At 54.9% G+C, this 14,534-nt stretch carries 14 protein-coding genes; 10 read left to right on the top strand and 4 right to left on the bottom strand.

Annotation, left to right across the window (positions count from 1 at the left end):
* The first annotated feature begins 212 nt into the window (after positions 1-212).
* From C3451_RS17050 to C3451_RS17040, 3 genes are all read left to right on the top strand, one after another.
* On the top strand, positions 213-1,349 hold the full coding sequence (locus tag C3451_RS17050; protein WP_124304353.1) for a phage late control D family protein: 1,137 nt from the start codon (positions 213-215) through the stop codon (positions 1,347-1,349).
* Positions 1,350-1,388: 39 nt separating this feature from the next.
* The gene (locus tag C3451_RS17045; protein ID WP_124304352.1) at positions 1,389-1,637 is read left to right on the top strand and encodes an ogr/Delta-like zinc finger family protein; all 249 of its coding nucleotides are present in this window, start codon (positions 1,389-1,391) and stop codon (positions 1,635-1,637) included.
* 124 nt (positions 1,638-1,761) lie between these two features.
* Positions 1,762-2,145: a hypothetical protein gene (locus C3451_RS17040; protein WP_124304351.1), complete on the top strand. Its 384-nt coding sequence runs from the start codon at positions 1,762-1,764 to the stop codon at positions 2,143-2,145.
* A gap of 135 nt (positions 2,146-2,280) precedes the next feature.
* Here the strand turns inward: C3451_RS17040 and C3451_RS17035 are convergent, their stop codons facing one another.
* Positions 2,281-3,027 (bottom strand): MipA/OmpV family protein, encoded by a 747-nt coding sequence (locus C3451_RS17035; protein WP_023299885.1) that lies wholly within the window; start codon positions 3,025-3,027, stop codon positions 2,281-2,283.
* Positions 3,028-3,459: 432 nt separating this feature from the next.
* On the opposite strand from C3451_RS17035, the gene yeaG reads away from it, so the two are divergent.
* From yeaG to C3451_RS17020, 3 genes are all read left to right on the top strand, one after another.
* The gene (gene yeaG / locus C3451_RS17030) at positions 3,460-5,394 is read left to right on the top strand and encodes a protein kinase YeaG (protein WP_006809140.1); all 1,935 of its coding nucleotides are present in this window, start codon (positions 3,460-3,462) and stop codon (positions 5,392-5,394) included.
* Between the two features lie 89 nt (positions 5,395-5,483).
* Entirely contained in the window at positions 5,484-6,767 is a 1,284-nt protein-coding gene (locus tag C3451_RS17025; protein WP_017384692.1) for a YeaH/YhbH family protein, read from the top strand.
* Between the two features lie 99 nt (positions 6,768-6,866).
* On the top strand, positions 6,867-7,367 hold the full coding sequence (locus C3451_RS17020) for a YbaK/prolyl-tRNA synthetase associated domain-containing protein (RefSeq protein ID WP_023299826.1): 501 nt from the start codon (positions 6,867-6,869) through the stop codon (positions 7,365-7,367).
* Positions 7,368-7,387: 20 nt separating this feature from the next.
* Here C3451_RS17020 and yoaI read toward each other — a convergent pair whose 3' ends face one another.
* Positions 7,388-7,489 (bottom strand): small membrane protein YoaI, encoded by a 102-nt coding sequence (gene yoaI, locus C3451_RS24580; protein ID WP_223862213.1) that lies wholly within the window; start codon positions 7,487-7,489, stop codon positions 7,388-7,390.
* A gap of 285 nt (positions 7,490-7,774) precedes the next feature.
* Between yoaI and C3451_RS17015 the strand changes: the two genes are divergently transcribed.
* The 3 genes from C3451_RS17015 (at position 7,775) to C3451_RS17005 (ending at position 11,711) form a co-directional block, all read left to right on the top strand.
* Positions 7,775-9,106: a glycoside-pentoside-hexuronide (GPH):cation symporter gene (locus C3451_RS17015; protein WP_045621408.1), complete on the top strand. Its 1,332-nt coding sequence runs from the start codon at positions 7,775-7,777 to the stop codon at positions 9,104-9,106.
* Positions 9,107-9,121: 15 nt separating this feature from the next.
* The gene (locus C3451_RS17010; RefSeq protein WP_045621406.1) at positions 9,122-11,158 is read left to right on the top strand and encodes a glycoside hydrolase family 31 protein; all 2,037 of its coding nucleotides are present in this window, start codon (positions 9,122-9,124) and stop codon (positions 11,156-11,158) included.
* Between the two features lie 106 nt (positions 11,159-11,264).
* Positions 11,265-11,711, top strand: a complete 447-nt coding sequence (locus tag C3451_RS17005) for a DUF441 domain-containing protein (protein WP_124304350.1) — start codon at positions 11,265-11,267, stop codon at positions 11,709-11,711.
* Here C3451_RS17005 and C3451_RS17000 read toward each other — a convergent pair.
* Positions 11,695-12,486, bottom strand: coding sequence for a helix-turn-helix transcriptional regulator (locus tag C3451_RS17000; RefSeq protein WP_023305889.1), 792 nt, complete (start codon positions 12,484-12,486; stop codon positions 11,695-11,697). The genes C3451_RS17005 and C3451_RS17000 overlap by 17 nt on opposite strands.
* A 99-nt stretch (positions 12,487-12,585) precedes the next feature.
* Between C3451_RS17000 and C3451_RS16995 the strand changes: the two genes are divergently transcribed.
* Entirely contained in the window at positions 12,586-13,773 is a 1,188-nt protein-coding gene (locus C3451_RS16995) for a CynX/NimT family MFS transporter (protein ID WP_045621404.1), read from the top strand.
* A 31-nt stretch (positions 13,774-13,804) separates the two neighbouring features.
* On the opposite strand, the gene C3451_RS16990 is transcribed toward C3451_RS16995, so the two are convergent.
* Positions 13,805-14,512: a CTP synthase gene (locus tag C3451_RS16990; RefSeq protein WP_045621403.1), complete on the bottom strand. Its 708-nt coding sequence runs from the start codon at positions 14,510-14,512 to the stop codon at positions 13,805-13,807.
* Between the last annotated feature and the right edge of the window lie 22 nt (positions 14,513-14,534).

The following is a 14,534-nucleotide window of genomic DNA, read 5'->3' as shown; positions in this document are numbered from 1 at the left end:
GCCGTTACCAGGTCGGTATTCTCCCGGACGCGTACACCGTGGAAACGTGTCTCTGACATGTTAGCCACCATTACGTTATTGAGTTCGCAGTGATAATCCCTCATGTCTGAACGCCACTCACGCTATTGCGGGTCTGGCCGGACGGCGACAACAAAAACCGATTTAGTCTCTCCCGCGCGCGTGGGATCCTTCGCCGGAATAAGGGGGGAAGCATGGCACTTACAGACCTGACAAAATCACTTAGCGACGCCGTCAGCAGCTATAACGATTCACTGACCGAGGCGGTAAAAAGCCCAGGATTCAGCATTACGATGAGCGGCAAGGTGCTGACGCAGCTTGATGATCGGATCATGTCGTTTTCACTGACGGACAACAGGGGGTTTGATGCCGATCAGCTGTCCATTTCCATTGATGACAGTGACGGTATGGTTGCCCTGCCGCCGCGCGGGGCTGAGCTTGCCGTATCAATTGGCTGGCTGGGTGAGCCGCTGATTTACAAGGGGTTGTATACGGTTGACGAGGTGTCCCATGAGGGCCCGGCAGATACGATTGGCATTACTGCCCGCAGTGCTGATTTTCGTGAAGAGTTCAACGTAAAACGTGAAGTCTCATGGCATGACGTCACTGTTGAGCGCGTTGTGTCGGCCATTGCGCACCGCTACGGACTGAAGGCACAAATCAGTGAAATGCTCATGGATATTGAGATTGATCACGCCGACCAGACGCAGGAAAGTGATATGTCTTTCCTTACCCGCATGGCGGAAATGCTGGGCGCAATTGCCACCGTCAAGAACGGCAATTTGCTGTTTATCCTGCCTGGCGGCGGTGTTACCGCTGAAGGGAAGGCACTACCCTCTGCCAGTATTGACCGCACAAGCGGCGACCGTCACCGCTTTCGTATTGCCGATCGGGATGCGTATACCGGCGTCCGGGCTTACTGGCTGGATCTCAATTTTGGCAAAAAGAAAAAGGTCAGCGTTAAGCGCCGCAAGCCTGCAAAGCCGAAAAAAGATAAGAGCAGCAGCCGTGAGGGCGATTACATGGAGGGCGCAGACGGTAACGTTTATGTGCTGCGCAAGACCTACCAGAATGAAGAAGCGGCAAAACGCGCGGCGGCGGCTAAGTGGCAACAGCTTCAGCGTGGCGCGGCAGAGTTTTCGATCACCCTGGCGCGTGGCCGCGCTGAGCTATACCCAGAAATGCATGTCACGGTTAGCGGTTTTAAGGATGAAATAGACAATCAGGACTGGATAATTGCGCGTGCTGAGCACGTTATAGACGACAGCGGTTTTACCACCCGGCTGGAGCTGGAAGCGAAAATACCTGACTGGATAGCGGAAACTGAATAAAATGAAATGGAGTTCAACTCCCACAGGGGAGCTATCATTATGTTCAGATGTCCATTTTGCGGCGCTATGGCCCGCACCCGTACCAGCCGTAAAATAACCGATATGACAATCCGGCAATATCACCAGTGTCAAAATCTGGAATGTAGCCGGTCATTCACCACACTTAACAGTGTGGAAAGGGAGGTAACAAAGCGTGCAGGCACTGCACCGTTACCACCTGATTTCATTCCACGCGATGCCTTCCCGGCATCAAATTATGGCAGAAACCAGCTTAATCTGGCTCTCTGATTATCCTCAAAGCGCCCCCGTTAATTTCCAAAATGCGGGGGTAGCTTCAAGTAAACGTTTTTTCCAAAGAAAATATCTTTGATAAAATCAGTCAGCATATTAATCGCGATGATGGGATAGGGATATGAAAAAGGTGTTGTTAATACTGGCTTTGGTTTCTCTCGTTGGATGTAAGCCCAGCGCTGAAAAAGCTGTTGAACTAGGTAAGTCAGAAGTCGCAGCAGATGTTAGGGATCCAGATAGCGTAAAATTTAGATATCTTCGATTTGTTCAGGGTGAGGATTCACCTGATGGGGCTACCGTTGGCTATGTTTGCGGCCAGATTAATGCAAAAAATGGTTTTGGGGCTTACGAAGGATTCTCCCCATTCCTTATGAAAATCAGCATGAAATCAAAGGGCACGTTTTCTAAGGGAGTTACCTACTCTGTAACAGAGAAGAAAATCTACACCCGATTTAGCGAGCCATTGCCAGATAGTTACAGGGAGAAGTGCGGGGGTGATGAATAGCTGACCAATCTCTTTGTGATTGATTAGGTATGTGGTCATTTTGTGGATCTAATTTATGTAATTTGATTAAAAATCAATAATTTGAGTTTAATATAGTGGGGCGCAAGCGCCCCGTTTTAATACATCACGTTCTGGTCAGAACTTGTAGGTCACACCCACGGAGAAGATGCCGGACCAGGACTTGTCGACCATCGGGCTGTCCTTCACTTCGTCGCTCAGACGGGTATAACGGCCAGTACCGTACACGTTCCAGTCGCCGAGGAAGTTATAGGAGGCGGTGAGTTCCAGGTACGGATCCCAGCCATCATCAGCGCTGTAGCTCTTCAGACCACTGCGGCGAGACTCAGCCTTAGACACGCCATAGTAGTAGTCATTGTAATTCTCGCTGCTGTACTGCACACCGATACCCGGCGTCAGGGTCACCGCGCCGTTGGTATAGCGATAAAGCCACGCCAGATCCCAGATGAAGCCATTGCTGTTGTCCAGGGTATCGCCCGCCAGCGCCGTGCGCAGGAAGCCATACTGGGTATTATGGACGTAAGAAAGCCCGGCCATCAGTGAGCTTCTGCGCTTGTCCAGCTGACGAAGCGCATTGCTGTCGCTGTCGCCTGGTTTAAAGTACGTTGGGTCGTAATAGGCCATGATGGAGAGCTTATCGGCCGTATCGTTCCACAGATAGTAGCCGCCGCCCAATCCACGGAACCAGAAGTTATCGCCTTCATAGGTGACAACGGGGACAGGATAAACGTCGCGGTCATACTGCTTGTACGGGCTGTTGATCACGCCAGCACCCGCGCCAACAGTCCACTGGCTCTCAGCCTGTACGGTGCTCGCTGCGGTAGCGGCAAGGATGCCCAATGCCAGAAGTTTGAGTTTGGTCACAATCCATTCTTTCCTGTAGTCAAATAATCAGCGGGTGAAGTGTAACCGCCATTCCCGTACATCCCAAAATTTTTTGCGCGCGAATCCATTTGATTAACCCGTTATTTTTCATTTTTCAGATGACATCCCGCTTTCATTTATGTGACCGATAAATGAAAAACCCCCTTTTCGCTTATAACCGCAGTGGAAATTTTTGGATGAGTTATTGATATGTCATTGAAAGTAGATTTTATCCGTATGCAAGTTTTGCAATTGCCATCTACGCTTTAATTTAAGAAGAGGTTTTGCTGAACACCCTGCGGTTCATAGCCTTCGACCTGGCACACAGGTTGCTGCTCTGGCAGTGAGGTGCGAAAGATTCTCTTCCGGGAGCCTCCACTACTCATACGAACGGCTCTTATCCTGTGCTAAAAAACGAAAGGACGGCATGCCATGAATATATTCGATCACTATCGCCAGCGCTACGAAGCTGCCAAGGACGAAGAGTTCACACTGCAGGAGTTTCTTACCATTTGTCGGCAAGATCGCAGTGCCTATGCCAATGCGGCAGAACGGCTATTGATGGCTATCGGTGAGCCAAACATGGTTGATACTGCCCTGGAGCCACGGCTTTCCCGTCTTTTTTCGAATCGGGTAGTCGCCCGATACCCGGCGTTTGAAGAGTTCTATGGTATGGAAGATGCCATTGAGCAGATCGTCTCCTACCTGAAGCATGCCGCTCAGGGGCTGGAAGAGAAGAAACAGATCCTTTACCTGCTGGGTCCCGTGGGCGGGGGTAAATCCTCCCTGGCTGAACGGCTGAAAGCGCTGATGCAGCGCGTGCCGATCTATGTGCTGAGCGCCAACGGCGAGCGCAGCCCGGTTAATGACCATCCGCTGTGCCTGTTTAATCCGCAAGAGGATGCGCAAATTCTGGAAAAAGAGTTTGGCATTCCGCATCGCTATCTCGGTACGATCATGTCGCCGTGGGCGGCAAAACGCCTGCACGAGTTTGGTGGGGACATCACCAAATTCCGCGTCGTGAAAGTGTGGCCGTCTATCCTCGAGCAGATCGCCATTGCTAAAACTGAACCCGGTGACGAGAACAACCAGGACATCTCGGCGCTGGTGGGTAAAGTCGATATCCGTAAGCTGGAACATCACGCGCAAAACGACCCGGATGCCTACGGCTATTCCGGTGCGCTGTGCCGCGCCAACCAGGGGATTATGGAATTCGTCGAGATGTTTAAAGCACCGATCAAAGTGCTGCATCCGCTGCTGACCGCCACCCAGGAGGGGAACTACAACGGGACGGAAGGTATTTCCGCCCTGCCGTTTAACGGGATTATCCTCGCCCACTCGAACGAATCTGAATGGGTGACCTTCCGTAACAACAAAAACAATGAGGCGTTCCTTGACCGTGTGTACATCGTCAAAGTGCCTTATTGCCTGCGGATCTCCGAGGAGATCAAGATTTACGAAAAACTGCTCAACCACAGTGAGCTGGTCCATGCCCCTTGCGCACCGGGAACGCTGGAAACGCTGTCGCGCTTCTCGATTCTGTCGCGCCTGAAAGAGCCGGAAAACTCCAGCATTTACTCCAAAATGCGCGTGTATGACGGCGAAAGCCTGAAGGATACCGACCCGAAAGCCAAATCGTACCAGGAATACCGCGATTACGCCGGGGTCGACGAAGGGATGAACGGTTTGTCGACGCGTTTCGCGTTTAAGATCCTCTCCCGCGTCTTTAACTTCGACCACGCGGAGGTGGCCGCCAACCCGGTTCATCTGTTCTACGTGCTGGAACAGCAAATTGAACGTGAACAGTTCCCACAGGAGCAGGCTGAACGCTACCTGGAGTTCCTGAAAGGCTACCTGATCCCGAAATACGCCGAGTTTATCGGCAAAGAGATCCAGACCGCCTACCTGGAATCCTATTCCGAATACGGCCAGAACATTTTCGATCGGTACGTCACCTACGCTGACTTCTGGATCCAGGATCAGGAGTACCGCGACCCGGATACCGGCCAGCTGTTTGACCGTGAATCCCTGAACGCAGAGCTGGAAAAAATTGAGAAACCGGCCGGGATCAGCAACCCGAAAGACTTCCGAAACGAGATTGTGAACTTCGTGCTGCGCGCCAGAGCGCATAACAACGGCCGCAATCCAAACTGGACCAGCTACGAAAAACTGCGCACGGTTATAGAGAAGAAAATGTTCTCTAACACGGAAGAGCTGTTGCCGGTTATCTCGTTCAACGCCAAAACCTCAACCGACGAGCAGAAAAAGCACGACGATTTTGTCGACCGTATGATGGAAAAAGGCTATACGCGCAAACAGGTCCGCCTGCTTTGTGAATGGTATCTGCGCGTGCGTAAATCGTCTTAAAACAAGTGCCCGGTAACGCGCTTACCGGGCCAACAAAATGTCCGGCACTTACGGACGCTGCAAGTTGGCAAATGCAGTACGGGGGATATATGACCTGGTTTATTGACCGGCGTCTTAACGGCAAAAACAAGAGCACGGTGAATCGCCAGCGCTTCTTGCGCCGTTATAAAGCGCAAATTAAACAGTCGATCTCCGAGGCCATCAACAAACGCTCGGTGACCGACGTCGACAGCGGCGAATCCGTCTCCATTCCCAACGATGACATCAGCGAACCGATGTTTCATCAGGGGCGTGGCGGTCTTCGCCATCGCGTGCACCCAGGTAATGACCACTTCGTCCAGAATGACAGAATCGAGCGGCCACAAGGCGGAGGCGGCGGTTCTGGCAGCGGTCAGGGACAAGCCAGCCAGGACGGTGAAGGCCAGGATGAGTTCGTCTTTCAGATTTCAAAAGACGAATATCTCGACCTGCTGTTTGAGGATCTGGCCCTGCCGAATCTGAGAAAGAATCAGCACCGTCAGCTCAACGAATACAAAACCCATCGCGCGGGTTATACCGCAAACGGGGTGCCCGCCAACATCAGCGTGGTGCGTTCACTGCAAAACTCGCTGGCGCGACGCACGGCGATGACGGCAGGCAAACGGCGCGAACTGCGCGAGCTGGAAACCAGCCTGAAAGTGGTGGAAAACACCGAACCGGCGCAACTACTGGAAGAGGAGCGCCTGCGAAAAGAGATTGCCGAACTGCGGGCGAAAATCGACCGGGTACCGTTTATCGACACGTTCGACCTGCGCTACAAGAACTACGAAAAACGTCCGGAGCCTTCCAGCCAGGCGGTGATGTTCTGCCTGATGGACGTTTCAGGTTCAATGGATCAGGCCACCAAGGATATGGCTAAGCGTTTTTATATTCTGCTCTATCTGTTCCTGAGCAGAACGTATAAGAACGTGGAGGTGGTCTACATCCGCCATCACACTCAGGCGAAAGAGGTGGATGAGCATGAGTTTTTCTACTCGCAGGAGACCGGTGGCACCATCGTGTCGAGTGCCCTGAAGCTGATGGATGAGGTGGTAAAGGAGCGTTACGACCCGGCGCAGTGGAACATCTACGCCGCCCAGGCATCGGATGGCGATAACTGGGCGGATGACTCGCCCCTGTGTCATGAAATCCTGGCGAAGAAGATCCTGCCGGTGGTGCGCTACTACAGTTACATTGAAATTACCCGTCGCGCCCACCAGACGCTGTGGCGTGAGTATGAGCATCTGCAAGCGATGTTCGATAACTTTGCGATGCAGCACATTCGTGACCAGGATGACATCTATCCGGTCTTCCGGGAACTGTTCCAGAAACAGTCTTCCACCAGCAACGCATGAATCAACAGCCAGCGCTCCCGCTGGCTGTTTTCTTTCAGCCCTCTCCCTCCCGTGCTAATGTAGCAAGCTACGTATTGGCTAATCACAGGTGAAATCGTTATGTCTGATGACGTGACCGGGACGACAACCCATCAGCAGCTAATCAGCTTATTAACCGAGCAGGAGGCGCACTTTCGTGTGGTGGCGCATGAGGCCGTAGGGAAATGCGAAGCGGTCAGTGAAATTCGCGGGACCGATCTCCGCCAGGGTGCAAAAGCGCTGGTCTGTAAGGTAAAAGGCAACGGCGTTAAGAAACATATTCTGGCAATCCTCGCCGCCGATCGGCAGGCCGATCTGAGCCTGCTGGCCAGCCATTTCGGAGGGCTTAAGGCATCTCTCGCCAGTCCGGCCGAAGTGGATGCGCTTACCGGCTGCGTTTTCGGCGCCATTCCCCCCTTCAGCTTTCACCCGGATCTGACGCTGGTCGCCGATCCGCTGCTGTTTGAGCGCTTTGACGAGATCGCCTTTAACGCCGGTCTGCTGGAAAAATCGGTGATTATGGATACCCAGGACTATCTGCGTATCGCCCGTCCTGAACTGGTGTCGTTCCGTAAACAATAAATACAGAGGCTGGCTAACGGTCAGCCGTTTTCCAGCAGCAGCACGGAAGCAATCAAAATAATCGCGATGATAAAAAACGATGAGGAGATAATCAGCGTTTCGATAAACATAGGATCGTTCATGATGCCCTCTGTCTTGCCCATTTCCCTTTTTTTTACTCCCGCAAAATGACAGTTAAATGACAATGACGCGTCCGCGAAATGACAATTTTTCGCTGAAACGATTCGCTGTTAACTCCCCTCCCCCGTATAAAGTCACTGTTTAAATACTTTATTTGTTACCGGTATCACGAAAAGAAATTTACGTAACCCCGATGCCAGATCTCGCAATTGTTAACCTTTTCATGATGGTTAACCTTGTTTACGGAGCACCTCATAAATAAACCTTACACTGGCAAGGTGAATACAATGACCGAGATAATTACCCGTAAAGAAAAAATCAGTTATGGGTTAGGCGATATGGCGAGCCATATTGGGCTGGATAACGTCATTATTTTTCTGACGTTTTACTATACGGACGTGGTGGGGTTACCTGCCGCATTCGTGGGCACTATGTTTCTTCTGGCGAGAACCGCCGATGCCATAATTGATCCGGCGATGGGCTATATCGCAGACAGGACGCGTACCCGCTGGGGAAAATTCCGCCCCTGGATGCTGTGGCTGGCGCTGCCCTTTGGCGCAAGCTGTCTGCTGACCTACGCCGTGCCGGCGTCGCTCGACCTGCACGGTAAAATGATTTTCGCCACCGTCAGCTATACCCTGATGATGCTGATGTATACCGCAATCAATATTCCCTATTGCTCCATGGGCGCGGTAATTACGCCCGACAACGATGCGCGAATTTCCCTTCAGTCTTATCGCTTTTTCCTTGCCACGCTGGGTGGCGCGTTGTCGACATTCTTTATGATGCCGTTGGCAGAGTTTTTAGGCGGCGACGATAAATTACTGGGCTACCGCTGGGCGATGGCCATTATGGCGACCGTCGCGGTGATCATGTTCTGGATCTGCTTCGCCAATACGCGTGAACGTATTAAGGCTCCCGCCACCCACAATAATTATCTTGCGGAACTGCGGGATTTATTACGAAACGACCAATGGCGCGTTGTCGCCGTCCTGGTATTAACCAATATTGGTTTTGGCGTTATTCGCCTTGGCGCAATGATGTATTTCGTCACTTATTATCTCGGTAGCGCAAGCTATTTTATGTGGATGCTCGGCGCGCATATTCTCGGGAAAGCCGCAGGCAGCGCGCTGGCCAAACGTCTGACGCAGAACGTCAGCAAAGTGCAGATGTTTGGATATTGTTCCGTACTGGCGGGGGTACTCAGCATCGCCCTGTTCTTTGCGCCTAAGTCGGTGCTTATTCTGGTGCCCATGACGTTTATCGTCTCCACCCTTTACCAGGCCACCACCACGCTAATGTGGGTGATGATGGCGGATGTCGCCGATTACGGCGAATGGAAACAGGGCAAACGCATGGACGGCGTGATCTTCTCCACCTTCCTCGCCGTACTCAAGCTGGGGATGGCGATCAGCGGCGCGATTGTTGGCTGGACGCTGGGCTTAAGCGGCTATGTTGCCAATGCCCCGGAACAAACTACCACGGCCATGTACTCCATCATCGCCCTCTTCACCGTCGTACCTGGCATCTTGTCGCTCTGCGCGTTTGCCACGCTGCGCTGGTACAAGCTCGACGACAGCACAATGCAATCCATCCATCTCGCCAAACACCCTGTTTAGAAGGACGCATTATCCATGAGTGAGCTGATTCAACATTCCAACTGTATCGAATGGCGTTTTGAACGCCAGATCCTGCGCATCGAACCCTGGGGAGAAAACAGTCTTCGCGTCAGGGCCACCTGCTCCCCGGCATTTGATGACGCCTTACAGGCACTGTTGCCCGCCGCCCCTTGCCAGGCCGAGATTGTCGCCGAAGCGGAAAGCCTGACGCTGCGCAACGGCAATATTACCGCGACCCTGAACCTTAAAGGTCAGTTGGCCTTCTACAATCAGCGCGGCGAACTGCTGCTGGAGGAGATGTGGCGCCAGCGTTCAACGGTGGGTATCGGTGCCAGCGAAAAGAGTCAGGATAAATATGTCAGCGCCCTGAAGCTGGATGGCCGCGAATTTAAACCATTGATGGGCGGCAAATATCAGCTCACCGTCCGGTTTGAATCGCGTCCGGATGAACGCATCTATGGGATGGGTCAGTATCAACAGCCGTGGCTGGATCTGAAAGGCTGCACGCTGGAGCTGGCTCAGCGCAACTCCCAGGCCAGCGTGCCCTTTATGCAGTCCAGCCTTGGCTATGGCCTGCTGTGGAACAACCCGGCGATTGGTGAAGCCAGCTTTGCAAAAAATCAGACGGAATGGCGCGCCCGCGTCACAGGAGAGATGGACTACTGGATCACCGCCGCTGACACGGTGGCGGAGATCACCCGCCAGTACGTGAAAGCCACCGGTACTCCGCCCCCCGCCCCGGCGTTTATCAGCGGGCTGTGGCAGTGCAAATTGCGATACCGCACCCAGCAGGAGGTGCTGGAGGTTGCGCGGGAGTATCGCCGCCGTAATCTGCCGCTGTCGGTGATGGTCATCGACTTTTTCCACTGGCCGAATCAGGGCACCTGGTGCTTCGACCCCGTAGACTGGCCCGATCCTGAAGGCATGGTCGACGAGCTGCGCGAAATGGGTATTGCGCTGATGGTGTCGGTGTGGCCAACGGTAGAGGCGCGCAGCCCCCTCTACCCGCTGATGATAGCCAAAGGCTGGCTTGTCAGCAGTGAGCGCGGCGTGCAGGTCAACCTCGATTTTATGGGCAATACCACCTTCTTTGATGCGACCCATCCTGAGGCGCGGAAATTCGTCTGGGATACGGTGAAGAAAAATTACTACGACATGGGCATTAAGCTGTTCTGGCTGGACGAAGCGGAGCCGGAATACCGCGCCTATGATTTTGACAACTATCGCTACCACGCCGGTCCGGTACTGGAAGTGGGCAATCGCTACCCGCGTGACTTTGCGCAGGGCTTTTACGATGGGCTCCAGGCAAACGGCGAAACCGACATTGTTAACCTGGTACGCTGCGCCTGGGCAGGCAGCCAGCGATTCGGCGTGCTGGCGTGGTCGGGTGATGTCCACTCATCGTTCCATGCTTTTCGCAATCAACTCGCCGCAGGACTGAATATGGGGCTGGCGGGGATCCCATGGTGGACGACCGATATCGGCGGCTTCCAGGGAGGGAACGTTAACGACCCGGCGTTCCATGAATTGCTGATCCGTTGGTTCCAGTGGGCGGTGTTTACACCGGTACTGCGCATGCACGGCTATCGCGAACCGCAGATCCAACCTCCGGAGCGCTACCGTGACGGTATTCCTCAGTGTAACAGCGGTTCGCCTAATGAGCTGTGGAGTTACGGAGAAGAGAATTACGCCATCATGCAGCACTGGCTTACCGTGCGCGAAACCCTGCGCCCGTATATTGACGCATTGTACCGGCAGGCTCATCTGCACGGAGACCCGCTTATGCGTCCGCTGTTCTGGCACTATCCGAAGGATAAGCAGAGCTGGGCGTGTGAAGATCAGTATCTGTTTGGTGAAGATCTTCTGGTGGCGCCGGTTATGCAGGCCGGTCAGCGTGAGCGCGATGTCTGGCTGCCGACGGGCAATAGCTGGATCGCCCTCAACGGTGAGCGCTACGCCGGTGGGGAGCATATCCGGGTGCCTGCGGCGCTGGAAACCATCCCGGTGTTTATCCGCGAAGGGAGTCCGCTTATCCAGCAACTGGTGGACTGACGTCAGGCAAGTGCCCAAAAATAGACAATTTTTTCAGTAAAGCCTGCCTGCCGTCGCGTTTGCGCGTAAAGTAAGCAGGCTTACTATTTTTGGCAAGGATCCCGTCATGTTCGACCCTACACTACTCATACTTCTGGCCCTGGCTGCTCTGGGTTTTGTCAGCCACAATACCACCGTCGCGATTTCCATTCTGGTCTTGATCATCGTTCGCGTCACACCGTTGAACACCTTCTTCCCGTGGATAGAAAAACAGGGGCTTACCATCGGGATCATTATTTTGACCATCGGTGTGATGGCCCCGATTTCCAGCGGAACGCTACCGGCCTCAACGCTGCTGCACTCCTTTGTGAACTGGAAATCGCTGGTGGCGATTGCAGTGGGCGTTTTTGTCTCATGGCTTGGCGGGCGCGGCGTGACGCTGATGAGCAGCCAGCCTTCTCTGGTGGCCGGGCTGCTGGTGGGCACCGTGTTAGGCGTGGCGCTGTTTCGTGGCGTGCCGGTTGGCCCGCTGATTGCTGCCGGACTGGTTTCGCTGTTTATCGGGAAGTCGTAGTCAGGCTTGCGATATAGCGGGCGGGCGTCTGTCCCAGTCCTTTCTTGAACATGGTGATAAAGGCGGTGGTGGAGTCATACCCCAGCGCCTGCGCCGCCTGCTGGACCGACTTCCCGCCGATCAAAAACTGCAATGCGACAATCAGCTGGAGCTGGTGTCGCCAGCGGCGAAAGCTTAAGCCGGTCTCTTTCACCACCAGTCGCGCCAGATTGCGCTCGCTCATGGCAAAGTGGCTGGCCCACTGCGCCAGCGTCTGCCAGGCGGCAGGTTCGTTTGCCATGGTCTCACTCATCAGACGAATTTTCGGATGCGGAGATACCGGCAGCTGGAGATGCTCCTGCGGTTGCAGGGGCAGTTCATCAAACAGGACGTCAACCAGCCTTCCGGTAGCGGGAAGAGGCAGTTCCTCCTGTGACCTGTCCGCGAGCGCCAGCACCAGCTCCCGCACCAGGGGCGATATTTTCAACGTACAGGTACGCGTCGGTAATTCGAGCGCACCGGGTTCAATAAACAGCAGGCAGAGCTGCGCGCCGGGCGTCGCCTTGTTGCTGTGCGGCGTTTGACCCGGTATCCACACCGCATACTGGGGCGGCACCATCAGCATCGCGTTCTCTACTTCACAGGTGATCGCTCCTCCCAGCGCCATAATCAGCTGCCCTTTGCGGTGCTGATGCAGCGGAATGTACTGTTCTTGTGCCACCACGCGGATGCGAAAGGCCACCGCCGCGTCGTGCTGGCTATCGGGATCGTAGCCGTCGAGTCCCAGTCCATACATAAAGTTGTCCGATATTAGCGATAAACTGTCATTTTAGCCTGATTTCAACCACGACTTAAATCGGTATGGTATGCGCTCGCCTGAACGTAAGAGACAATAATGACTACTGCTATTCAACCTTCCGGGAAACAGGGCGCGCTGCTGGTTGCAGGCATCCTGATGATCGCCACGACGCTGCGCGTCACCTTTACCGGGGTCGCCCCCCTGCTCGACACCATCCGACAGGACTATGGCTTAAGCACGGCGCAAACCGGCCTGCTCACAACGCTGCCTCTGCTGGCCTTCGCCTTTATCTCTCCCCTTGCCGCAGGCGTCGCCCGGCGCCTGGGCATGGAGCGCAGCCTTTTTATCGCTCTGCTGCTGATTTGCATCGGGATTGGCGTACGTTCGCTGCCGTCGGCCTCGCTGCTGTTTATCGGTACGGCGATCGTGGGCTGTGGGATTGCGCTGGGCAATGTCCTGTTACCCGGATTAATCAAACGTGATTTTCCGGGCCAGGTCGCAAAACTGACGGGGGCTTATTCGCTGACGATGGGGGCCGCCGCTGCCGCAGGGTCGGCGCTGATCGTCCCGCTGTCGCTGGGGAGTGGTGGCTGGCACGGGGCGCTGTTGATGCTGATGTTCTTCCCGCTGGTGGCGCTGCTGCTGTGGTTACCGCAATGGCGCAAGAGGCCGGCCGCCACCCTGACCGGTGCGGGCGCGTTGCACAATCGGGCAATCTGGCGCTCGGCACTCGCCTGGCAGGTGACGCTTTTTCTGGGCATTAACTCGCTGATTTACTACGTCATTAACGGCTGGTTACCCGCGATTTTACTTAGCCACGGCTACAGCGAAACGCAGGCTGGCTCCATGCACGGACTTCTCCAGCTGGCAACCGCTGTTCCCGGTCTCGCCATTCCGCTGATCCTGCACCGTCTTAACGATCAGCGTGGCATAGCCGGGCTTGTCGCTCTGATGTGCGCCGTCAGTGCGGCCGGGTTCTGGTTCGCGCCGGGGCTGGCCGTCGTCTGGACGCTGGTGTTTGGCTTTGGATCCGGCGCCACCATGATCCTCGGCCTGACGTTTATCGGACTGCGGGCCAGCTCGGCCCATCAGGCCGCCGCGCTCTCCGGCATGGCACAGTCGATTGGCTATCTGCTGGCGGCCTGTGGCCCACCGCTGATGGGGAAAATTCACGATACCGCCGGAGACTGGCGCATTCCGCTGCTGGCCTGCGCGCTGGCTGCGGTAGTGATGGCCCTGTGCGGCATGCTGGCCGGGCGTGACCGGGAGATCACACCCCGCTGACATTCAAGGCAGACCTGACGGTCTGCTTTTTTTATCCCTGCGCCGCCCGCAGCATGGCCTGTACCAGCACCACCGGGCGCCCTTGAAGCGCAGCCCGCTCATGCTGGAACAGGGTGATGACAAAGAAAGGATGGGTCAGCAGCTCTGCCGCGCGGATCTCGCCCTGCTCGTCCCAGCCCGTTACGCGCATGTCGCCCCGCTCAAGCTGGCTGGCAAACTCAGACGAGACGCCGTAATTGCAGTGATAACCTTCCTGAATTTCCGGCTTGCCGTACGCTTTGGCAATCAGCGTGTTGTTCCGCAGCTCAATCGCGTCGGTTTTTTCCACCAGCGAGCAGGCCAGCGGCGCAATCACCATCCTCCCCTCGGTATCGGTTTCGGCATGGCCTGCATCGTGCCAGCCCAGCACATTACGGGCATACTCAATCAGCGCATGCTGGAACCCGCCGCAGGTGCCGAGAAAAGGGATGCTGTTTTCACGCGCGTAACACGCGGCAATAAACGCCGCCTCGGTGTTTTTATACGGGCTTGCCGGTACCAGCCAGATGGCATCGTACCCGACCAGGTCTTCGGGGTTGGTCAGCTCAGGCGTGGCGAGCCAGTCATAATCAGCGGTGAGATCCAGAACCGCAGCGGCGTCGTCAATCGCCAGCGGGATCGCCTGGTGCGCAATAACATCGGGATTGTAATCACCAACCAGCGCAATGCGCAGCGTCGTTTTAACCGGGGAGAGTTCCATGAGAGATTCCTTATGCCGGAGG

This window comes from Enterobacter sp. 301B, assembly GCF_003850715.1.
Classification (GTDB): Bacteria; Pseudomonadota; Gammaproteobacteria; order Enterobacterales; family Enterobacteriaceae; genus Enterobacter; species Enterobacter intestinihominis.
Note: the sequence above shows the minus strand (reverse complement) of the source record. Positions and strands in the feature narration are given on the sequence as shown.

Excerpts from the sequence above, each read along its gene's own strand:
- yeaG (WP_006809140.1), top strand. The coding sequence starts at position 3,460 with ATGAATATATTCGATCACTATCGCCAGCGCTACGAAGCTGCCAAGGAC.
- C3451_RS17010 (WP_045621406.1), top strand. The coding sequence starts at position 9,122 with ATGAGTGAGCTGATTCAACATTCCAACTGTATCGAATGGCGTTTTGAA.
- C3451_RS17015 (WP_045621408.1), top strand. The coding sequence starts at position 7,775 with ATGACCGAGATAATTACCCGTAAAGAAAAAATCAGTTATGGGTTAGGC.
- C3451_RS17020 (WP_023299826.1), top strand. The coding sequence starts at position 6,867 with ATGTCTGATGACGTGACCGGGACGACAACCCATCAGCAGCTAATCAGC.
- C3451_RS17045 (WP_124304352.1), top strand. The coding sequence starts at position 1,389 with ATGTTCAGATGTCCATTTTGCGGCGCTATGGCCCGCACCCGTACCAGC.
- C3451_RS17050 (WP_124304353.1), top strand. The coding sequence starts at position 213 with ATGGCACTTACAGACCTGACAAAATCACTTAGCGACGCCGTCAGCAGC.
- C3451_RS17025 (WP_017384692.1), top strand. The coding sequence starts at position 5,484 with ATGACCTGGTTTATTGACCGGCGTCTTAACGGCAAAAACAAGAGCACG.
- yoaI (WP_223862213.1), bottom strand. The coding sequence starts at position 7,489 with ATGAACGATCCTATGTTTATCGAAACGCTGATTATCTCCTCATCGTTT.
- C3451_RS16995 (WP_045621404.1), top strand. The coding sequence starts at position 12,586 with ATGACTACTGCTATTCAACCTTCCGGGAAACAGGGCGCGCTGCTGGTT.
- C3451_RS17005 (WP_124304350.1), top strand. The coding sequence starts at position 11,265 with ATGTTCGACCCTACACTACTCATACTTCTGGCCCTGGCTGCTCTGGGT.
- C3451_RS17040 (WP_124304351.1), top strand. The coding sequence starts at position 1,762 with ATGAAAAAGGTGTTGTTAATACTGGCTTTGGTTTCTCTCGTTGGATGT.
- C3451_RS16990 (WP_045621403.1), bottom strand. The coding sequence starts at position 14,512 with ATGGAACTCTCCCCGGTTAAAACGACGCTGCGCATTGCGCTGGTTGGT.
- C3451_RS17000 (WP_023305889.1), bottom strand. The coding sequence starts at position 12,486 with ATGTATGGACTGGGACTCGACGGCTACGATCCCGATAGCCAGCACGAC.